The sequence below is a fragment of the Chitinophaga pinensis genome (assembly GCF_007896845.1).
Classification (GTDB): domain Bacteria; phylum Bacteroidota; class Bacteroidia; order Chitinophagales; family Chitinophagaceae; genus Chitinophaga; species Chitinophaga pinensis_C.
In genome coordinates this window covers 95336-115402 of the sequence record NZ_VOHS01000003.1, presented here as the reverse complement: position 1 = coordinate 115402, position 20067 = coordinate 95336, and the positions used below count along the sequence as shown (strand labels likewise).

Annotated in this window: 21 protein-coding genes; 9 read left to right on the top strand and 12 right to left on the bottom strand. The window is 44.2% G+C overall.

Annotated elements, in window-relative coordinates; translation table 11 throughout:
- Positions 1 to 170 precede the first annotated feature (170 nt).
- Positions 171 to 1178, top strand: a complete 1008-nt coding sequence (locus FEF09_RS03950; protein ID WP_146303903.1) for a fumarylacetoacetate hydrolase family protein — start codon at positions 171 to 173, stop codon at positions 1176 to 1178.
- Positions 1179 to 1187: 9 nt separating this feature from the next.
- Positions 1188 to 2072, top strand: a complete 885-nt coding sequence (locus FEF09_RS03945; RefSeq protein ID WP_146303902.1) for a flavin reductase family protein — start codon at positions 1188 to 1190, stop codon at positions 2070 to 2072.
- A 77-nt stretch (positions 2073 to 2149) separates the two neighbouring features.
- Here the strand turns inward: FEF09_RS03945 and FEF09_RS03940 are convergent, their stop codons facing one another.
- Both FEF09_RS03940 and FEF09_RS03935 read right to left on the bottom strand, forming a co-directional pair.
- The gene (locus FEF09_RS03940; protein WP_146303901.1) at positions 2150 to 2893 is read right to left on the bottom strand and encodes a DUF4197 domain-containing protein; all 744 of its coding nucleotides are present in this window, start codon (positions 2891 to 2893) and stop codon (positions 2150 to 2152) included.
- 110 nt (positions 2894 to 3003) lie between these two features.
- Positions 3004 to 3837, bottom strand: a complete 834-nt coding sequence (locus FEF09_RS03935; RefSeq protein WP_146303900.1) for a universal stress protein — start codon at positions 3835 to 3837, stop codon at positions 3004 to 3006.
- A 137-nt stretch (positions 3838 to 3974) separates the two neighbouring features.
- On the opposite strand from FEF09_RS03935, the gene lysS reads away from it, so the two are divergent.
- From lysS to FEF09_RS03920, 3 genes are all read left to right on the top strand, one after another.
- Positions 3975 to 5489: a lysine--tRNA ligase gene (gene lysS / locus FEF09_RS03930; protein ID WP_146303899.1), complete on the top strand. Its 1515-nt coding sequence runs from the start codon at positions 3975 to 3977 to the stop codon at positions 5487 to 5489.
- A gap of 184 nt (positions 5490 to 5673) precedes the next feature.
- Complete coding sequence (locus FEF09_RS03925) at positions 5674 to 5949, top strand: hypothetical protein (RefSeq protein ID WP_146303898.1); 276 nt, start codon at positions 5674 to 5676, stop codon at positions 5947 to 5949.
- A gap of 160 nt (positions 5950 to 6109) precedes the next feature.
- Positions 6110 to 8239: a S9 family peptidase gene (locus FEF09_RS03920; protein ID WP_146303897.1), complete on the top strand. Its 2130-nt coding sequence runs from the start codon at positions 6110 to 6112 to the stop codon at positions 8237 to 8239.
- 786 nt (positions 8240 to 9025) lie between these two features.
- Here the strand turns inward: FEF09_RS03920 and FEF09_RS03915 are convergent.
- The 3 genes from FEF09_RS03915 to FEF09_RS03905 form a co-directional block, all read right to left on the bottom strand.
- Entirely contained in the window at positions 9026 to 9364 is a 339-nt protein-coding gene (locus FEF09_RS03915; RefSeq protein WP_146303896.1) for a tRNA-binding protein, read from the bottom strand.
- Between the two features lie 363 nt (positions 9365 to 9727).
- Positions 9728 to 10282, bottom strand: coding sequence for an LPS export ABC transporter periplasmic protein LptC (lptC, locus tag FEF09_RS03910; RefSeq protein ID WP_146303895.1), 555 nt, complete (start codon positions 10280 to 10282; stop codon positions 9728 to 9730).
- Between the two features lie 88 nt (positions 10283 to 10370).
- The gene (locus FEF09_RS03905; protein ID WP_146303894.1) at positions 10371 to 11006 is read right to left on the bottom strand and encodes an LON peptidase substrate-binding domain-containing protein; all 636 of its coding nucleotides are present in this window, start codon (positions 11004 to 11006) and stop codon (positions 10371 to 10373) included.
- Positions 11007 to 11135: 129 nt separating this feature from the next.
- On the opposite strand from FEF09_RS03905, the gene FEF09_RS03900 reads away from it, so the two are divergent.
- Complete coding sequence (locus FEF09_RS03900; protein WP_146303893.1) at positions 11136 to 12185, top strand: glycosyltransferase family 4 protein; 1050 nt, start codon at positions 11136 to 11138, stop codon at positions 12183 to 12185.
- Positions 12186 to 12195: 10 nt separating this feature from the next.
- Positions 12196 to 13239, top strand: coding sequence for a glycosyltransferase family 4 protein (locus FEF09_RS03895; protein WP_186774182.1), 1044 nt, complete (start codon positions 12196 to 12198; stop codon positions 13237 to 13239).
- Positions 13240 to 13295: 56 nt separating this feature from the next.
- On the opposite strand, the gene FEF09_RS03890 is transcribed toward FEF09_RS03895, so the two are convergent.
- Positions 13296 to 14168 carry a glycosyltransferase family 2 protein gene (locus tag FEF09_RS03890; RefSeq protein WP_146303891.1) on the bottom strand — a complete coding sequence of 291 codons (873 nt, stop codon included), beginning with the start codon at positions 14166 to 14168 and terminating at the stop codon, positions 13296 to 13298.
- A gap of 62 nt (positions 14169 to 14230) precedes the next feature.
- Here FEF09_RS03890 and meaB point away from each other — a divergent pair, with 62 nt between their 5' ends.
- Complete coding sequence (meaB, locus tag FEF09_RS03885; RefSeq protein WP_146303890.1) at positions 14231 to 15133, top strand: methylmalonyl Co-A mutase-associated GTPase MeaB; 903 nt, start codon at positions 14231 to 14233, stop codon at positions 15131 to 15133.
- 42 nt (positions 15134 to 15175) lie between these two features.
- On the opposite strand, the gene FEF09_RS03880 is transcribed toward meaB, so the two are convergent.
- Positions 15176 to 16441, bottom strand: coding sequence for a chloride channel protein (locus FEF09_RS03880; RefSeq protein WP_146303889.1), 1266 nt, complete (start codon positions 16439 to 16441; stop codon positions 15176 to 15178).
- 373 nt (positions 16442 to 16814) lie between these two features.
- On the opposite strand from FEF09_RS03880, the gene FEF09_RS03875 reads away from it, so the two are divergent.
- Positions 16815 to 17075 carry a DUF2024 family protein gene (locus tag FEF09_RS03875; RefSeq protein WP_146303888.1) on the top strand — a complete coding sequence of 87 codons (261 nt, stop codon included), beginning with the start codon at positions 16815 to 16817 and terminating at the stop codon, positions 17073 to 17075.
- Between the two features lie 95 nt (positions 17076 to 17170).
- Here FEF09_RS03875 and FEF09_RS03870 read toward each other — a convergent pair whose 3' ends face one another.
- From FEF09_RS03870 to FEF09_RS03850, 5 genes are all read right to left on the bottom strand, one after another.
- Positions 17171 to 17380 carry a hypothetical protein gene (locus FEF09_RS03870; RefSeq protein ID WP_146303887.1) on the bottom strand — a complete coding sequence of 70 codons (210 nt, stop codon included), beginning with the start codon at positions 17378 to 17380 and terminating at the stop codon, positions 17171 to 17173.
- 44 nt (positions 17381 to 17424) lie between these two features.
- A complete protein-coding gene (locus FEF09_RS03865; RefSeq protein ID WP_261387319.1) occupies positions 17425 to 17943 on the bottom strand; it encodes a DUF420 domain-containing protein in 519 nt (172 codons plus the stop codon).
- A 180-nt stretch (positions 17944 to 18123) separates the two neighbouring features.
- On the bottom strand, positions 18124 to 18810 hold the full coding sequence (locus FEF09_RS03860; RefSeq protein WP_146303885.1) for an SCO family protein: 687 nt from the start codon (positions 18808 to 18810) through the stop codon (positions 18124 to 18126).
- A gap of 123 nt (positions 18811 to 18933) precedes the next feature.
- Positions 18934 to 19338, bottom strand: a complete 405-nt coding sequence (locus FEF09_RS03855) for a cytochrome C oxidase subunit IV family protein (protein WP_146303884.1) — start codon at positions 19336 to 19338, stop codon at positions 18934 to 18936.
- A 50-nt stretch (positions 19339 to 19388) separates the two neighbouring features.
- A complete protein-coding gene (locus tag FEF09_RS03850) occupies positions 19389 to 20063 on the bottom strand; it encodes a cytochrome c oxidase subunit 3 (RefSeq protein ID WP_089810071.1) in 675 nt (224 codons plus the stop codon).
- Between the last annotated feature and the right edge of the window lie 4 nt (positions 20064 to 20067).

Genomic DNA, 20067 nt, shown 5'->3' with positions numbered 1-20067 from the left:
TGGCTGAGATAAAGATCTTATTCAATATACTGATGCCGTCTGCCAACAATTGGCGCCTCTAATTATACCTAAAGCCTATTGATGAATAAATTCCTGGTTCCTGATTCTGAACTCTTGATTTCTAATTGCCATATATTTACAGATCATACAACCAGAACCAACTACTTATTATGAAACTTGTTAGTTATCTACGGGATGAAGCTGACCACCTGGCCATCTTAATTGGCGATAAATTGTACAACACACAGGATCTGCACCCCAATCTGCCCGGCAACATGCAGATGTTCCTGCTATCATGGGAAGAAGTAATAGATCTTGCAATTGAAATTGATGCACAGCTGAAAGCCGGAAAACATATAGGTTCCGCCACACCGATCCCTTACGATTCGGTGGAAATACTGGCACCGGTTCCAGCCCCTACATCCTGTCGTGATGGTTATGCTTTCAGACAGCATGTTGCTGCTGCAAGACGTAACCGTCGTGTAGACATGATCCCTGAATTTGATCAGTATCCGATCTTTTACTTCACTAACCATAATGCGATACAGGGTCCCGGTGATGTATTATGCATGCCTGACCATTTCGATAAACTTGACTTCGAACTGGAAGCAGCGATTGTTATCTGCAAATTTGGTCGCAATATACCGGCAGCAGAAGCAGATAATTACATCGGCGGTTTCATGATCATGAACGACATGAGCGCCCGTACCCTGCAGATGGAAGAAATGAAACTCAATCTGGGACCTGCCAAGGGCAAGGACTTCAGTACCGTGATAGGTCCTATGCTGGTAACACCTGATGAACTGGAACACTTGCTCATTCCGGCAAAACCGGGTCATACGGGCAATAATTATAATCTGAAGATGACCTGCCGCGTCAATGGCGTACAGGTAAGTGAAGGCAACATGGGCGATATGGACTGGACCTTCGCAGAGATCATCGAACGTTGTGCATATGGCGCTAATATCTATCCGGGAGATGTGATCGGCAGCGGCACTGTAGGCACCGGCTGTTTTCTGGAACTGAATGGCACGGGCAAACGCGAAAATCCTGATTATCAGGAACAATGGTTACAACCGGGCGATGTAGTCGAAATGGATATCGACGGACTGGGTACATTGAAAAATACAATCGTGGCAGAAGAAACAGACTTCTCCATTCTGCAGTTGAAAAAATAATATAAGTACATGCAAATCATTCCAGGACAGTTGCCAACAGCCGCGCTGCAGGGGTATCTGCAGGGCGCTGTTGCTCCGAGACCCATCTGCTTTGCCAGCACTGTTGACAAAGAGGGGAAACCCAATCTGTCACCTTTCAGCTTCTTCAATATATTTGGCAGCAACCCTGTTACGCTGATCTTTTCACCTGCACGCAGGGTACGTGATAATACTACCAAACACACGTTGGAAAATATCCTTGAAACAATGGAGGTGGTCATCAATGTGGTGAACTATGCTATGGTACAACAGGCCTCTCTTTCAAGCTGTGAATATCCAAAGGGAACCAATGAATTTGAGAAATCAGGATTTACGCCTGTCGCTGCTGAGATAGTGAAACCTTTCCGGGTAAAAGAAAGTCCTGTGCAGTTTGAATGTAAAGTGAAGGAAGTACTGACACAAGGTACAGAAGGTGGCGCCGGTAATCTGATCATCTGTGAAGCAGTCATGATCCATATTAACGATGAGATCCTGAATGAAGCCGGTAGTATCGATCCGCATAAGATTGACCTCGTAGCCCGTATGGGGGGCGATTATTATTGCCGTGCATCCGGCGCAGCCGTATTCGAAGTAGCCAAGCCCAATACATCACTTGGGATCGGTATAGATGCACTGCCGTTATCTATCAGACAAAGCAGCATTCTTACCGGCAATAATCTGGGGCAACTGGCCAACGTACATGTACAGCCGGAAATAGATCCGGCGTTTGAAGATGATCATCTGAAAAACATCTTTCAGTACTACAGTATCACGCCTGATGAAATGGAAAAAGAACTCCATCGTCATGCACAGCAACTACTGGAAAAAGGACACATACAGGATGCCTGGCAGGTATTACTGGCCGGCGCACAATAGGTCTGCGTAAATACATTACAATAAAAAAGCCTCGTATCAATGATACGAGGCTTTTTTATAAATAGTTCAACAACCCTTTATTTGCTGGTGCTGCTGCCGAATACTTTCTTCAGCAGGTCAGTTGTTCTTGCAGCAGGATTAGCGCGGATATTGGATTCTTCCTTCGCAATCTGGTCAAACAACGCAGTCACGGCCATACCTGTTACATAGTCCTGTAAATCAGGATTTGCTTTGTTGAAGGTAGTTGGCAGTTTGTTGTACGCATTAACGATATCGCCATAATATTTTGTAGCGCTGGTGCTATCCAGTGAACCTTTCACCACAGGAGAGAAGGCCGCTTTCAATTTGTCAGTTGTTTTGCCTTTGAAGTACTCAGTAGCAGAGTTATTACCACCGGATACCAGTTTCAGGGCATCAGTGATGCTCATTTCCTTGATCGCATCCACAAAGATCGGGGCAGCATAACCTACTGCTTTTTCAGCAGCACGGTTGATAGAAAGGATCGCCTTATCTACCTGCGCACCCATACCCACACCACGGAGGGTATTACCGATTTTCACCGCATCTGGCGGGAGCAACATTTTATAAAGTTCGTTTCCGAAGAAGCCGTCAGTTTTGTTCAGATTAGCGATACCATTTGCTACACCTTTCGCCAGCGCTTCTTTGATTGCGCTGCCTGCTTCAGACTGGGTAACATTGGAGGTACCGGTTTTGGAAGCTGCATTGCTTGCTGCTTCACCTAATTTCTTCAGCAGTTGTGCCTGGGTAGCGGGCACGAAAGCTATACCTGATAATAATAGAACGCATAGTTTCTTGTACATAGACTGGATTGTTGTGGTTTTATATGCAAAATAGTAACAATATTTAGAAGCGCTACTATAAAGTTAGAACAAAAAGAACCCTCCAGGTTTAATGGAAGGACAAGCGGTATTTATTCATGTATTGCCAGCATAGGAATATGCGTATGGAATGCCAGCTGAGCCGTACGACTACGTTTGAAGATACTTTCAAACAGTCCGTGTTTACGGGGAATCGTAATGATCAGATCGGCTTTTTCCTTATCTGCAAACTCCATAATACCCTGTACTACATTCGGATGATCAATAAAATGATATTTAGGATGATGCCCTTCCAGCAGGGTATCGAGCAACAGACTGGCTTCTGGTGTGTCGCCGGCGAGGCCTTTTCCTTCCTTATCGATATTTAGTACATGTAGTTCTCCGTCAAATACGTTCAATAGTCGTTTCAGAGGATAAATAGGCGTGCCTGTGCCTACTTTTTTGAAATCGCAGGCAAAAACGATCTTTTTTATCGGCTGAAAGGAGACGTTGGAAGGAATGATCATCACAGGGCAGGAGGTATGTTTCACCACGTCGATCGTATTGGAACCGATCAGTATCTCTTCCAGCTGGCTGCCTCCGGTAGTGCCCATGATGATGAGATCAGCCCTTTCCTCTTTACTGAGGGTGTCAATATTGGCTGCCAGCAGATTATTATCTGCCCGGTATTCCAGTTGCACACCACCCGGTAATATGGGTAGCAGATCCTGCTTCATGTGTTCCAGTCCTTCCAGACTGGCGGCTTTCAGCTCATTGGGATCTACCATGGGGATGGAGGTCGGCACATCGGGGATGGGCACGATCAGTTCGTAAGCATGGTAAAGCAGGATACGGGCGGTGCCCATCTGCGCTGCCAGTCCCAGTGCATAACGGGCGGCATTATAGGCGGTAGCGGAAAAGTCTGTAGGTACGATGATGGTTTTCATCCTGTTTGTGTTTTAAAGCTGATGAATCCCTGATTGGGGGCCTCATACATAATGAAAATTTGATGCCAAACCCGTGTTTCGCTCATTTACCCTTTAAATCGACTATTTTTGCACTCCAATTATTGTAATCAGTACACATGACACAATTATCCGAGCAAGAGATCATACGCAGGGAGAAACTGCAGGAACTGGAGAAACTGGGCATCAACCCTTATCCGGCGGAAAAATATCCGGTGAACAATACGGCTGCCAATATAAAGGCCCTGTATACGGAGGAAACCAAAGACCAGTTCAAGGAGGTTTGTATAGCCGGCCGTATTATGGCTGTGCGTGACATGGGAAAGGCGGCGTTTGCGAAGATACAGGACCATACCTCACAGATACAGGTGTATATCCGCCGTGACGATATCTGCGAAGGCGATGATAAGACGATGTTTGACGTCGTATTCAAGAAATTAATTGATCTGGGCGATATTATCGGGGTGAAAGGTTATGCCTTTATCACCAAAACCGGAGAATTATCTATCCATGTTACCAAACTGGATTTCCTTGCTAAATCTATCCGTCCGTTGCCGGTAGTGCGTGAGAAAGAAGGAGAGGTGTTTGACGCGGTAACCGATCCGGAATTTAAATACCGTCAGCGTTATGTAGACCTGATCGTAAATCCGCAGGTGAAGGACGTTTTCATCAAACGTACCCGCATCATGCAGACCATCCGTGATTTCTATAACGAAATGGGCTATCTGGAAGTGGAAACACCTATCCTGCAGCCGATCCCGGGTGGTGCAACTGCCCGTCCGTTCACGACGCATCATAATGCACTGGATATTCCTTTATACATGCGTATTGCGAATGAACTGTACCTGAAACGCCTGATCGTAGGTGGTTTTGATGGTGTATATGAATTTGCGAAAGACTTCCGTAACGAGGGTATGGACCGTACCCACAACCCGGAATTCACCGTAATGGAAATGTACGCTGCGTACAAGGACTACGAGTGGATGATGGATACTACTGAAACCCTGCTGGAAAAGATTGCTATCGCCCTTCATGGTACTACTGAAGTAACTGTTGGGGAGAAGGTGATCAACTTCAAAGCGCCTTTCCGCAGAGTAACGATGTTTGAAGCTATTCTGGAGCATACTGGTATCGATGTGACCAATATGGATGAAGATCAGCTGCGTGCAACCTGTGTGCAACTGGGTATCTATGTGAAGCCTAGCATGGGTAAAGGCAAGCTGATAGATGAGATCTTTGGTGAGAAATGTGAGCACCATTATGTACAGCCTACCTTCATCACGGATTATCCGGTAGAAATGAGTCCGCTGACCAAAAAGCACCGTAGCAAACCTGGTCTGGTAGAACGTTTCGAACTGATGGTTAACGGTAAAGAGCTGGCAAACGCGTACAGTGAGCTGAACGACCCTATCGACCAGCGCGCACGTTTCGAAGATCAGGTTAAACTGATGGAACGTGGTGATGACGAGGCGATGTATATCGACTACGACTTCCTGCGTGCACTGGAATATGGTATGCCGCCAACTTCCGGTATCGGTATTGGTATTGACCGTCTGACCATGATCATGACCAATCAGCCATCTATTCAGGATGTACTGTTCTTCCCTCAGATGAAACCTGAGAAAACAGTATAATGCTTTGATTACCACGCAACCGTATTCCGGTTGCTGACAATATAAACGGGGCTTTCTCTGCTACAGGAGAAGCCCCGTTCTGCATCAATAACTGATCAGGTACGCATCAAGTCCACCTCATGTCCATTTCACCTTCATTGTCAATATATTACATTGCGCTACCTTTGGCGTAAACCCAGCCTGTATGAAAGCACTCATTCCTACCAGACTCGCTGTTATCCTCTACGGCATCGTCATGGTGTTATTTGGCCTGATTCACATTGTACATGCTGATATTATGGTGGCGGCGGTCCCCATTCCCGGTGGAAAGATCTGGTTATATATCACCGGACTGGCATTGCTGCTGGCAGGTATAGCCTTTATTATCAACCGTTATGTCAGGCTAGCCGGTTACCTGCTGGCATTTATATTTTTCTGGTCATTCTACTTGTACATACACCACATGCATTTGAAGATCTGACTTCACTGACAATGTTTATGAAAGATGTAGGATTGCTTGCCGGAGCAATCATTGTCGGTAATACCGGAAAATAGCCGCTTTACTCCATCCATCCGTAATTTCAGACTGAGCTTTTCTTTATTTAATTATTTTAGCTGTTTCTTACAACAATAGCTAAACTATGCATATAACACGTTACGGGTCAGTGTGTTTTACCGCACTGAGCCTGCTCGGTCTGAGTCTGCAGGCACAGGACAAGAAAGACCTTACGTTCCGGCAGATATTCAAAGGAGAGGCAACCGGCCTTTATCAACCATTACCAAATATCAAAGGATGGGCAGACGATACCCATTACATCCAGTACCGTACAGAAGGAGGCGCTTCAAAGGCATGGAAAGTAGATGCAGCCACCGGCAAGTCTGAACCTTATGTAACTCCTCCGGAAGGCGCTACTGTAGAAGTGCGCAACAATGACGTGTTCTATACTTCCCCGCAAGGACAGCAATCACAGCTAACCAGTGACACTGCTCAGGAGAGAAATCCGACACTTTCTCCGGATGGAAAATATGTAGCCTTCACCCGCGGCAATGACTTGTACGCGGTGGAAATCAACACTAAAAAAGAGATCAGATATACTACTGACGGTTCTGATGTTATCTATAACGGTTGGGCATCCTGGGTATACTATGAAGAGATCCTCGGTCGCGCTTCTAAATATCGTGCTTTCTGGTGGAGCCCTGACAGCCGTTATATCGCTTATATGCGCTTTGATGACTCCAAAGTGCCTGTATTCCCGATCTACAGTGAAAAAGGTCAGCATGGTTATCTGGAAAACACCCGTTATCCAAAAGCCGGCGATACCAACCCTGCTGTGAAAATAGGTACTGTACCTGTTGGGGGTGGCGCTACCCTCTGGTCAGATTTCAATGAAAATGAAGACCAGTACTTTGGCGCACCATTCTTTACGCCGGAAGGACGCCTTTGGGTGCAATGGATGAACCGTGGACAGGACAATCTGAAGATCTATGAGATTGATCCGGATACCGGGAAAAAGAAAGAGATCTATGACGAAAAGCAGAAGACCTGGATCGACTGGTATGATGCCATCCCATTTCTGGCAGACGGCAAAGGATTTATCCTCAGAAGCGATAAATCCGGCTGGGCACACCTGTACTGGCATAATATGGATGGTACGCTGAAAAAGCAGCTGACCGATGGCAGCTGGACCGTAAAGGACATCCGTTCGATCGATAATAAACAGCAGCTGATCTATTTCACGGCCCGTAAGGAGGCTTCTCCACGTACAGATCTGTATCAGGTGAGCCTGAAAACCGGGGCGGTTACCCGTCTGACCTTCGGTGATTATATGCACTCGGTAGATGTGAGTACGAACGGCAGCTATTTTATTACCACTTATTCCAATCTGGCTACGCCTCCACGTATGGCGCTGCTGAACAATAAAGGAAAAGTGATCCGTGAACTGGGTAACGCCAAAGGCAATCAGTTTGATCAATATAATCTGGCAACGACCAGATTACAGTATTATAAGACCCGTGACGGTCTGGAATTGCCCATGACCATCACTATGCCTTTACACATGGAACAGGGCAAAAAATACCCTATTCTGATCAGTATTTATGGCGGTCCGGATGCGGGCTCCGTGTATGATACGTGGAAGATGTCACTGACTCCCCAATGGTGGGCAGAAGAAGGCGTCATTCAGGTAGCGATAGACAACCGTAGCTCCGGTCAGCTGGGCAAGATGGGTATGAATTATATACACCGCCAGCTGGGTAAACATGAGATCGAAGATTATATGGACGCTGCAAACTGGCTGAAATCACAGCCATGGACTGACACGACCAAAATTTGTATGACGGGAGGCAGTTTTGGCGGTTATATGACCTGTATGGCCCTGACCTATGGTGCGGATGTATTTACCCATGGAATGGCCAATTTTGCGGTAACTGACTGGCGGCTGTATGACAGCCACTATACAGAGCGCTATATGGATACCCCACAGGAGAATCCTGAAGGATACCGTATTACATCTCCGATGACCTATGCGGATCGCTATAAAGGGCTGATCCGTATTGTACATGGTACTATGGATGATAACGTACACATGCAGAACAGTATTCAACTGGTAGATAAACTGGAGAACCTGAACAAGCATTTTGAGTTTATGGTATATCCGGGCGAACGTCATGGCTGGAGAAGTGTTAAATCACTACATAGCGATAACGAGGCCTACCGTTTCATTTATCGCAACCTGCTGGAGCGTCCTTTTCCTGAGAGCTTCACAAAGTAATCGCACTGTAAATAGCTTTTTATACGGCTGGTCGGATTGTTTCGACCGGCCGTTTTATGAGTGGGAATGTCTGAAAAGGGGGGATCCGGTTCAACGTGGGTCTTTTTCCGGTGAACGTATGAATTTTCCGGTTTAACGTTTTGAGACTTCAGGCAGCTGAAGAAGGCCGGAAGCAGGGTATGCTATAAGGAGCAATCCATCAGGCAACGTCAACGGTAAGGTATCATGAAATAAGGAGAAATGTAGCAGGAGTGGAGTTTCTAAAAAAGAAACGGGGCTGCAAGACTACAGCCCCGAAAAATTTTAACCATATCTTTATTGAAAAACCTGAACCAAAGGTGCGCGTATTTTGCATACACGCAAAGGGCATTCTAGTGAATGCTATATTTTAGTTGGGGAACGTATAGAAAAAGAAGGTGAACGTATAAGGATCTGCGGGTGAAAAAATACCCATTTTCAGGGGGTGTTTTTTATGTTTTTATTGATTATAAGCGTATTAGCTAAAAAGAAGGAGAAAAAGGGGCAAAACCGGCTTTAAAAGTAGAAGGGCGGTAAGAATACCGCCCTTGTAATAATTTTAACCATATCCTATGAAAAACCTGAACCAAAGATATAGCAGGCCCTCATGCGGTAACCTCCCATTTCCGTGAACGTTATATTTTAGTTCGTAAAATGGTCAGTTTGGATAGGTCAGCCATCATATACTAAATATTATCATATTATCTTAAAATATAATTGTATTTATTGCATATATAATAGTGAATATAGTATCAAGGAGTTAGCGTTTTAGCCGATTTTTAGGCCATTTGCCACTGTCTTGTCTGGTTGGAGTAAGATGACTTCCTTATCATTCCCATAAACGCCTAAAACCAGACATTCGGAAAAGAAGTTTGCAATCTGTTTTACGGGGAAATTAACAACGGCGACAATCTGTTTGCCGATCAGCTCTTCCTGCTGATACAACGTGGTGATTTGCGCGGAGGAACGTTTAATGCCCAGTCCGGGTCCAAAATCTATGGTCAACTGGTAGGCAGGATGCTTAGCCCTGGGAAAATCGGCTACTTCGATGATTGTTCCTACTCTAATCTCTATTTTTTCAAAATCTGCCCAGTTGATTGTATCCATGGAGCTAAATCTATGAAAATTAACAGAATAAAAAAAGGGCAGGTAAGACTACCGCCCAATAATTTAAACCATATCCTATGAAAAACCTGCGCAAATATATTCCGCTCATAAGTACCACAAAACCACCATTTGGTGAAAACACCCAATTTCCCGTGTGAATGCAACGAAATACAGCATATGTACAACAGATGGTCTTAAGTTGTTATATCATAAAAAAACCTTCTACTTCCACATACTTAATGGCATGGTTCTTGCGTTTTTATAGAGACAAAATTTTAGGTTAAAAATAGGTTAAAGCGAAACGGCCCGACATTGTATCATACAATGTCGGGCCGTTGTCGTTAAGGCCTGAAAGGCTATCTCTTATTGCATCATTGTGCTGTCCTGAATCACAAACGGACCACTCGGATGCAGTACTGTATAGTCACTAAAATCCTGATTTGATTCCAGTCCGGTACCATATAATGTGTCAGTTACTGTACTGATACGCACCGGTTTATTGGAAAGGAACTTTTGTTGTTTGGAATCCCAGTTTAACTCTTCACAATCCAGTCTTTCTCCTTTCTTATTGATAACCACCACGTGATCTCTCAGGAAAACGTTGGCGTCGTTTTCGAAGTATTTACCATAACGGGCAGTCAGCGTACTTTCCACTCCGAGTGTGTCATTGTAAAACAGCACTTTAAGTCCGGTATTGAATTCCACGAATACCGGCGGCTTCAGGTGCCTGAGCATAGTAGGGGCCGTCAGTTTGGCTTTTACACGGCCAGTCTGACTGTACATAGACTCAATATCCTTACCTTCCTCTACGGCGGCCAGCTGCTTATCCATGTTCATGATGGCATTGATGTCATTTTCACAGGCTACTATTGTCAGCAGGGAAAAGAACAACGCGATGCGCGCTATAATGTTATTCATAATACTGATTAAAGAATGCCTGTCCGGGCATTTTCGGCCCCAAATGTAGATAATCCCCGGCAAAAGAGGAACGAAGCCGGTTGAACAGCTATGCTTCCCCTGTAGACAGGTTCCTGAAATGTCCGTTCAGCTTCACCCTGTCCTTTAAGCGTTCCATTTCAGCCATTAGCGGAATCACCTTTAATAGGTGACGTTTCAGGTATTCCAGTCGCTGTAATTCCTGGAACAGGTGCAGTAATTCATATTCCTCAGTCAGAGAAAGGCCCACATGATGTGCCATATCATAGGACGATAAGGCATCGTCTTCTTTCTGGAAGTTCTTGCTGATCTGAAGAATACTGTGCAGTTCTCTCATGGCGTGTATCACCTGAGCATGTAAACGTGCATTGTTACTGAACTGATTGTCAGGGTAACTTACAATAGCGCCTGCAAACATTTTATCGGGAATGCTTTTGATCACTTCCAGTATCCGGAACACTTTAATACCACGTGTTACCACATCAATTTCTCCATTGTCATATGTCTTTTCAACCCTGACAATTTCCACCAGTGTTCCGTATTCAGCTACCCGTCTGTCAACTACAGAAGGGATACCGAAAGGCTTATTTTCAGCAATACATTCTTTGATAAGCTGTTTATACCTTGGTTCGAAAATGTGCAGATTCAGCTGCTCATCCGGGTACACTACGATGCCGAGCGGGAATATGGGAATAAAATTGGTCATATAACCTAAATTATAGAATTACTCGTTACCAATGAAATATATAAAGATGTTCTCTATATTTGCCCGATATGCTGAAAACCAGGACTATACGGGCCTGTAAAGCGTTCAGCATCAAGCTAAATATTTTCCATGCATCATATATTGTTTGATTGCGAGATGATGAAGTATGCCAATACAGGACTCTATGAGTATTGTAAACAGTTGGGGCATGCACTTCTCAGCAACAAATCTGAAGACGAGAAAATAACCTATTACGTTCCTTCCCGTCTGAAAGGCCTTTTTGGAGAAGAGCACGCTTATATCATCAACAGTAAACTGCATCGTCTGATAATGCCGCCGTTCTCTCATCTTGATGTATGGCATACTACTTTTCAATCTACACATTACAGACCCTCTAATAAGAATACCGGTCATGTACTCACCATACATGACCTGAACTATATTCATGAGAAAAGAGCACCAGAAAAAACGGCTTCGTTTCTCAAAAAAGTACAGCGCAATATTGACCGGGCCGATCATATCGTTACCATTTCCCAATTTGTATTGGAAGATGTAAAACGTCATCTTGATCTGCGCAACAAACCTGCCAGTGTCATCTACAATGGTATCACACTGGAAACATTCCCTGATTTCGATGCGCCGGAATATCGTCCGCAACGTCCATTCATCTTCAATATCGGTAGCATTGATGCGAAGAAAAATGCGCATGTGTTAACACCGCTTTTGCAACACAATGATTATGAACTGGTGATTGCCGGTCCCATCTTTGACGAAGAATACAAAAAGAAAATATTGTCAACAGCTGAGCAATACGGTGTTGCAGATCGGGTAAAAATATTAGGCAGTATTTCCGGCAAAAGTAAATACTGGTATTTTCGCCATTGCGCAGCCTTTGCTTTTCCATCTCTGGCGGAGGGCTTCGGAATCCCCGTTGTTGAAGCCATGAGTCAGGGCAAACCTTGCTTCCTTTCTGACAGAACAAGTCTGCCGGAAGTCGGTGGTCCTCTGTGTTATTACTTCCATGAATTTACAGCTACTGTCATGCAGCAAACCTTCGCAGAAGGCATGGCGCATTTCAACAAAACCAATCCGGGAGAAGCGATGAAAGCACATGCCGCATCGCTGAATGTTGACAATGCAGCCAACAATTATCTGCAGATATATCGTAGTCTGTACTAACTTATTTTATATGCATCGCATCGGAATAGACTTAGAAAAGCTGAAATATCCTCATAACGGACTGTACACTTTCTGTGTACAACTGGGACAGCGTCTGCTGCAATTTAAAACAGCAGATGAACAGCTGTTATACTATCTGCCAGATACATTCAATAATTATAAAGGTGACTTCAAAAAGATTCCTTACAAATGGTATGACCGTTATATGTTCAATCCACCGGAAATGGATATATGGCATGCCGTTCACCAGAATGGAAATGTATGGCCGAGAAAAAAAGCAAAGAAGACAATTGTTACAATACACGATTTAAACTTTTTGTTCGAACCAAACAAAAGTGACCGCGAGAAAAAGAGTGCACTCGATGCCATTCAGAAACAGGTGGATGAAACGGATCATATTGTTGCGATATCTGAGTTTACATTAAAGACGATTCATGAGCATCTGCAGATACCTGACAACAAATGCAGCATCATCTATCAGGGCTCTGAGATAAAGGAATTCACGGGATTTGATGCGCCTGCTTACAGGCCATCAGTACCGTTTCTGTTCTCTATCGGCATGATATTGCCGAAGAAGAATTTCCATGTATTACCACGGTTATTGGCACATAATGATTTCGAATTACTGATCGCAGGAAAAACACAGGGAGATTATGTGAAGAAGATAGAAGAAGAAGCGGCTAAACTCGGTGTATCCGCACGCGTTAGAATGCTCGGCAGTATCACAGATGAAGAAAAATACTGGTACTATAAAAACTGTGCGGCATTTATGTTCCCATCTGTTGCGGAAGGGTTTGGCGCACCGGTAGTAGAGGCCATGCATTTCGGCAAACCGGTGTTCCTCTCAGACCGTACAAGTCTGCCGGAAATAGGAGGGGATGCAGCGTATTATTTTAAGGATTTCGACGACGAATATATGCGTGGTGTATTTGAAGCAGGCATGCAACACTATGCAAGCAACCAACCAATTGAAAAGATAAAACAACATGCTGTAAAATTCAGCTGGGATACTAACGCAAGAAAATATATGGAGCTGTACAGAAGTCTGTACTAATATAAAAACAACCGGCAATTGCAGCGTTTACTAACTGTGATTGCCGGTTTAACTTATCAGATAACTTTGTAGTTTCTATAGTCAAATAAACGCTTCCCTGTTATCTTCTCTACCCAATACAGGACGGTATCTTTAAACGACATTTTTTTTCTGCTGATATCATGTGAGAACTGCCAGTTCTTCTGATGAATGCGTTCCTGCATAACAGCAGGGTGAGTGCCTTTGAATACCGCCAGTGAATCTACATCACCGTAATCAAATGCATCTGCTGATACAGGTCCGTTTACATCCGTTTCATTCGATCCGTGATACATCTGAAATGAGTTGTTCACTTTCTTCGCCTGCACTTTCGGATCTTTTACCCAACCATAGTGATACATACGTGCATTCACCGGTTTTACATGCAACTTCTGACCTTCCTTTCTGAATCCCTGTGCATCGCGGTAAGAAGCAATACGTTTATCATTACGAATGATTCTGATTTCGTTCTGATACCATGTTCTGGAATCTCCGATGTAGTCATAGCTACCGAAGAAATGTGTGTATCTGAAGAGCAATCCTTCTACACGTTTATCATCACGATATTGCTGCATAGCAACACGGATTGCATCATAATCCTGTTCGTGTACAACTTCATCTGCCTGTATATAAAAAGCCCAGTCTGAATCTGCACTTACGTGTGCGTATGCTTTGTCCGTTTCTACGGCCAATACACGTCCGCCTTCTTTCAGTGAATCGTCCCATACAGAATGAAAGATTTTAATCTTAGGAGATCCGATGGACTGGATCAGTTCAAGTGTACCGTCTTCGCAGTTGCCCACACTGACAATCACTTCATCACATAGCGGCAGGATAGATTTTATCGACGCCACTACAGGATAATCATATTTAACGGCATTCCGAACAAAAGTGAACCCGGATACTTTCATATAGACAGATATATATTGTTTGCGAAGATATATAATCATTGTGAATTGTTTAATTTCGGAGCATGCAAGCCTCCCTCATCAATGGTTTACAGCATGGAGATATCCGGTCTCTGGCAAGATGTATTTCACTTGCTGAAAATGAGTCCGCCGGCTATGAACGCCTGCTGGAAGATCTTCCCGTACAGCAGACGACCCGGGTAATTGGTATTACCGGTCCTCCCGGCGCAGGGAAAAGTACCCTCGTTAATTCTCTGATAACATTTCTGCTGCAACAGCAGAAACGTATTGCAATCATTGCTGTAGATCCGTCTTCACCATTCAACTATGGCGCGTTGCTGGGTGATCGTATCAGGATGTCTCAACACTTTGGTGACGAAAACGTATTCATCCGTTCTATGGCCAGCAGGGGGGCGCTGGGAGGTTTAAGTCCGAAGATCATCGAGGTAAGTGATATTATAAAGGCGGCAGGATTTGATTACCTGTTTATTGAAACAGTGGGAGTGGGGCAGAGTGAAGTGGAGATTGCCGGTATTGCAGATACAACAATTGTCGTTGTTGTACCTGAAGCAGGAGATGAGATACAGACGATGAAAGCAGGACTGATGGAGATTGCGGACATCTTTGTGGTGAACAAAGCCGACAGGGATAATGCAGATGAATTTGTAAAAAACCTGCGCATGCTCGCGCATATCAGGCAAAAAGAAAACTGGGAGATTCCAGTACTGAAAACGATCGCTACAAAAGAGGAAGGATTACAGGCACTGGTAGCAAAGATCGATGCACATCAGCAACAGGTAAGCGGCACCAATACCCATCATGCCTTGTTATTGGCGGAGAAAGCATATCAGTTATTACAGCATCGCCGTATGCAAAATATAAACCGTCGTGTGCTACAGCAACAGATCACGCAGGAACTGGCCAATGGAACATTTAACTTATACCGCTTTGTCAATACGCTCATATAGTACATACTTTATGATGCATGTAGGCTACCCCGATACAACATACTAAGAGCCCAACATCTCGTAGGCCTGACTTTCTTTCTTTTTGCTCAGCACAAATACCAGTGCATAAGCAGCAGCACATGCACAGATCACAGGCAGCAATGCATGCAAAGCGTGTGTCGTTTCTATGGCAAACAGCATCGGCGCGATCAATACCCTGTTACCTGCGGCAAACATAGCCGACATCCCCACCAATGCGGCTACTGCAAAGTTGAGATGTAGTGCAGGAAAGGCGAATTGTAGCAGGAAAGTAATAAATAGTCCGGCTGCCCCTCCCGCAATAACCAGCGGCGTCATCGTACCACCGGGTATGCCACTACCGATACTGATACTCATGAGGAGCATCTTGCCTATCATCATAACCACAAGAAATTGGAGGGTAATCTGGCCTAATAAGAGACTGTCTATATGTTCATATCCCGCACCCGTCAATTCGGGCTTAAAATAGCCCGTAATACCCACAATAAGGGCAATGACTACCGGCGGCCATGATTTATCAAAAGGAAGGCTTTTAAATAGCTTTCTGACCCCATTCATCATCCACCGGGTCAGCATTCCAAGTAGTCCGACCAGTATGCCGGTTCCGGTATATACCAGTAACAGCTGAAAGCTGGCGGCCGGTATTTCCGGTGTAAGAAAAACGGGTGCGGTGCCTATCAGCCAGTAATGCACCAAGAGACCGGTTGCGCCACCCGATACAATTGCCACAATACCTATCCAGTTCAGCGTTATCACCAGCAGTTCAACAACCAGCGCTATGGCCATCAGGGGAGCTCCGAAAAGAAATGCCAGTCCGCTGGTCATACAGGCAGCAGCCAATATCCGTCTTTTCTGCAGGGGCTGGTTTCGAGCTTCCGCGATGGCAAAGGGCATATCAGCTACCGGACCTTCAAGGCCGAGCGGAATACCTGCGTTAATCATTAACAGGCCCTGAAAAGGCCTCAATAGCTGTTTGGTTTTGTCGCCTGTGTAATACTGTACTCCGGCGATACACAGGGCTGCTATAACTGGTACTGACAGCACCAGCCAGTCTCCTTCATCGAGGTCCCGGGATATGCCGGGCAACCCACAATAGGTAGGAATGAAATTCATAACAGCGGTCAATCCGAACAGCAGGAGGGAAGTCCCTGCCGATAGCAGAACGGTGTACAGAAATAACAGGGGGAGTTGTCTGTTTTTAACGGGGGTTTCAGACAATGGTTTGTTTAGTCCGGCAGTATCCATCAGGGGGATACCTTCTTTCACAAAGACCCGGATATTCTCTCTCATTTTGGATGATTTTTTAAATGTTCAATATACGTATATCTATGTATTACTGCACACTATCTTTTTGCTGTCAGATTTACAAGTATAAACAGAATTAGATGGTCCACCGCATAATTTGCGTATATCAGATGTTAATCCGATGTTAAGAAATAAAGGAATTCTACAGGTACGTTATTAATAAGTTTAATTTATTAATTAATGATATTACAAAGATTAGTCTTATTACTACTTATTCAAGTTATCCACTTTAGCTGTGGTAAATGAGATGTTAAAAATTTGACCAGTTTTACACCATTCTTACATTTGTGGCCTACCATTGATCCATTATTTGATTATTTGATTCTCATATTCTATGACCTTAAAAGTATAGACTATCATGGACGTTGCTATCTTTGACACCTACGTGAAGCGCCGTGAAGGCGGCTACATGCACTTTGACATCATAGTATCCGCTGATACCAATTATGAAAACGTGCTAACCTTCGGAAACGCATATCTCAAGTCAAAATCAATTGAAAAACAATCTGTCTCTTCCAGGGAATGTCGGTTCTGTCATGTACAGGAAATGATTCCCACATGGGAACAGAACATCCGTCAGCAGGGCTATCATATCTATGAACTGGAAGGCTGCAGATAGAAGATATATACCACTAAACCGTATCCTAATCAAACACAAAAAAGGAGGTCTGGCATCTAGCCGGACCTCCTTTGACTTATAAAGAGTTTATGTGTTTATGCTGTGCGGTTATTTCTCCAGTACCGGAATCCCAGTATAGCGATGATGATCAGCGGGGTGGCTGCCAGCATCAGGATACCGTTATTCAACCCTTTCGCCGGACCTTCACCCAGTTGCTGAGCTGTTTTTGTACAAAGAGAGCACTGTGCCATTGCATGCACACTGAAGCATAAAATGATCGCTGATATCTGCGCTGTCTTTTTCATAAGGTAAAATTAAGCATTCTTGTCATTCACCCCATTACCATTCGTCAATAGTATGGAGAGATCATTACATACACTACTACGCCGGTCACTGCTACATAAAACCAGATCGGCCACGTATAACGGGCAATCTTTTTATGTCTTTCAAAGTCTGACTGAAAACCACGCAGCAATGTAAACAGTACCAGTGGTACAATCACAGCAGCCAGTACGATATGCGTCAGCAGGATGAAATAATAAATGCCGGCGCTACCGCTGATGGCTGCTTTCTCAGCTGCATCCACCACCTGATCATGGTTCACATCGCCATATTTGGTGCTTTCAGTAAAGAAGTGATATGTTACATAAGACAACAGGAATACAGAAGACAGTGCCACTGCAATCAGGTTTGTCACTTTATGCGCTTTAATCTGTCCTCTTTTGATAAAGTAAAGACTGGCAAGCAGCATTACCGCTGTTGCGGAATTCAGCACCGCATGGAAAAGCGGCAATATCTGTACGTTGAATCCTGCTTCAATATTTGGTCTTGGCAGGTAGAAGAGGATGGCTACAAGTACTGGTATCACAATCGAAATGATTGCAATAGGCAGATTAAGATTTTTGCTTTTTATATCCATAGCAGTGTTTGATTTTGCCTTAAATGTGAAAAGTGAAATGTGAACGCGTATCAGGGCGTTTTCACATTTCACTTTTTACATTTACATTTCATCGTTTATGTATTTAGAACATACTAACGTATGTGCTCATTATTCCGTTGTTGAAAACAGTCTTTTTAACAAACCCGGTCTGTGTTTATCTTTCTCCAGGTGCAGTACCGCGATATCATTGGCACATTTACGTACGGCGTTTGAATCTGTGCCGTCATAATAGCCTCTGATATTATGGTTTTTATCCAGCAGTACGAGTTTCTCGGTATGGATAAAGTCATCTGGTCCGCCGTCTCCTTTTACCACACTTACATACACCTCATTTCTTGCCCAGTCATAAATATCTTTCTTGGCGCCGGTGAGTAACCACCAGTTATCCGGATTGATACCATGTTTTACACCATACATGCGCAGCGTTTCAGATGAATCTCTCTCCGGATCTACGGTCAGCGATACCAGCTGTAAGAGGGTATCGTTCTTAATATAAGCCTGTTGGATCTTTTCGAGATTTGCCATCATACGCGGACATATGCTGGGGCAGGAAGTGAAGAAGAAATTAACCAGTATTACTTTGTTAGGAAGGTCTTTCAGACTTACCTGGCGGCCCATCTGGTTAGTAAGGGTGATATCTTTCACTACATGGAATGTAGTATCGTAGGTAGTAGTTCCGTTTTTCACTACAGTATCTACCCCTTCCGGGATATAGTACCGTGGGATAGGTACTACATTTTTACTGTAATGATCTACAATCAGGTATCCCGCCAATGGCACTAATATTGCCAACATCGCTCCTAATAATCCTCTCTTGGTAATGGCCTGAAGTTTTAAAGTGTCAGAAAAAAATACGCTTTACAAATACGGCCGTAAAGATACAGCAGGATTCGTAAAGCGTAATATATAAAGTTGTTATTAGTGATGTGCAGGCTCGTTGGTAACGTGTGTAGTCGGAGCTACAGGCGTACCAGGAGACAGGTCTTTGCGCATATTCTTCCAGGAATCACCATCAGCCAGGAAAGCGATAATGAACCATACGAACAGTAACAAAGGAATCAGGATGGTCATAATCAGGTTTCTGATCTCATGACGTAAGTGCATGAATTCAGCTACGATGAAGAAAGCTTTCACCAGCGTCAGACAAACGAAAATGCCGTTGAGTGCCCATCTTGCCATGAAGTCGTATTCCAGATAAAGGAATGCCAGACCTACTTCAAAAACAGTGATTGCTAATAATATCCAGAACGTTTTCCAGATACTTTTAGTGGATGAATCGTGAGCATGTTCCTCGTGCGCCGCTCCTGTATGTGTATGTTCCATTAGTTTTTTTCTTTTAAAGTTCCAGATTTACAAATAGCTACTGACTTTTCTTAGAGCAGATAGAAACAGGTGAATACGAATACCCAAACCAGATCTACAAAGTGCCAGTATAAACCTACTTTCTCCACCATTTCATAATGACCTCTTTCTTCATAAGTACCTTTCAGTACGTTAGCGAGGATGATGATATTCAATACAACACCAGAAGTTACGTGTAAACCGTGGAAACCAGTAATAGTAAAGAAGAAGTTGGTAAAGTTGGTAGATGCCTGTGTACCGTCAACGTTCAGGAAAGGGTTACGACCCCACCATGCACCTGATTCGTGTAAGTGTGTCCACTCCCATGCCTGACAGGCCAGGAATGCAGCACCACCGAGAATGGTCCATGCCATCCATTTTACAACTGCCTGACGGTCTCTCATTTTACCGGCGTGTACAGCCAATACCATTGTTACAGAACTCATGATCAGGATGAAGGTCATCAAGCTCACGAATACCAGCGGGAGATCTGCATGCCCCATACCAGGGAATGAGTGGAATACCACGTTAGGATCAGGCCAGGATGGGCTCATGAAGCGGATCGTACCATATGCTATCAGCAATGCACCAAAAGTAAAGGCATCTGACATCAGGAAGTACCACATCATCAACTTTCCGTAGCTCACATTAAAAGGAGAATGTCCCCCGGACCACCATTTTTTCTTCGCTGTAACTGCTGTATCCATTGTT

Excerpts from the sequence above, each read along its gene's own strand:
- FEF09_RS03950 (WP_146303903.1), top strand. The coding sequence starts at position 171 with ATGAAACTTGTTAGTTATCTACGGGATGAAGCTGACCACCTGGCCATC.
- FEF09_RS03945 (WP_146303902.1), top strand. The coding sequence starts at position 1,188 with ATGCAAATCATTCCAGGACAGTTGCCAACAGCCGCGCTGCAGGGGTAT.
- FEF09_RS03940 (WP_146303901.1), bottom strand. The coding sequence starts at position 2,893 with ATGTACAAGAAACTATGCGTTCTATTATTATCAGGTATAGCTTTCGTG.
- FEF09_RS03935 (WP_146303900.1), bottom strand. The coding sequence starts at position 3,837 with ATGAAAACCATCATCGTACCTACAGACTTTTCCGCTACCGCCTATAAT.
- lysS (WP_146303899.1), top strand. The coding sequence starts at position 3,975 with ATGACACAATTATCCGAGCAAGAGATCATACGCAGGGAGAAACTGCAG.
- FEF09_RS03925 (WP_146303898.1), top strand. The coding sequence starts at position 5,674 with ATGAAAGCACTCATTCCTACCAGACTCGCTGTTATCCTCTACGGCATC.
- FEF09_RS03920 (WP_146303897.1), top strand. The coding sequence starts at position 6,110 with ATGCATATAACACGTTACGGGTCAGTGTGTTTTACCGCACTGAGCCTG.
- FEF09_RS03915 (WP_146303896.1), bottom strand. The coding sequence starts at position 9,364 with ATGGATACAATCAACTGGGCAGATTTTGAAAAAATAGAGATTAGAGTA.
- lptC (WP_146303895.1), bottom strand. The coding sequence starts at position 10,282 with ATGAATAACATTATAGCGCGCATCGCGTTGTTCTTTTCCCTGCTGACA.
- FEF09_RS03905 (WP_146303894.1), bottom strand. The coding sequence starts at position 11,006 with ATGACCAATTTTATTCCCATATTCCCGCTCGGCATCGTAGTGTACCCG.
- FEF09_RS03900 (WP_146303893.1), top strand. The coding sequence starts at position 11,136 with ATGCATCATATATTGTTTGATTGCGAGATGATGAAGTATGCCAATACA.
- FEF09_RS03895 (WP_186774182.1), top strand. The coding sequence starts at position 12,196 with ATGCATCGCATCGGAATAGACTTAGAAAAGCTGAAATATCCTCATAAC.
- FEF09_RS03890 (WP_146303891.1), bottom strand. The coding sequence starts at position 14,168 with ATGAAAGTATCCGGGTTCACTTTTGTTCGGAATGCCGTTAAATATGAT.
- meaB (WP_146303890.1), top strand. The coding sequence starts at position 14,231 with ATGCAAGCCTCCCTCATCAATGGTTTACAGCATGGAGATATCCGGTCT.
- FEF09_RS03880 (WP_146303889.1), bottom strand. The coding sequence starts at position 16,441 with ATGAGAGAGAATATCCGGGTCTTTGTGAAAGAAGGTATCCCCCTGATG.
- FEF09_RS03875 (WP_146303888.1), top strand. The coding sequence starts at position 16,815 with ATGGACGTTGCTATCTTTGACACCTACGTGAAGCGCCGTGAAGGCGGC.
- FEF09_RS03870 (WP_146303887.1), bottom strand. The coding sequence starts at position 17,380 with ATGAAAAAGACAGCGCAGATATCAGCGATCATTTTATGCTTCAGTGTG.
- FEF09_RS03860 (WP_146303885.1), bottom strand. The coding sequence starts at position 18,810 with ATGTTGGCAATATTAGTGCCATTGGCGGGATACCTGATTGTAGATCAT.
- FEF09_RS03855 (WP_146303884.1), bottom strand. The coding sequence starts at position 19,338 with ATGGAACATACACATACAGGAGCGGCGCACGAGGAACATGCTCACGAT.
- FEF09_RS03850 (WP_089810071.1), bottom strand. The coding sequence starts at position 20,063 with ATGGATACAGCAGTTACAGCGAAGAAAAAATGGTGGTCCGGGGGACAT.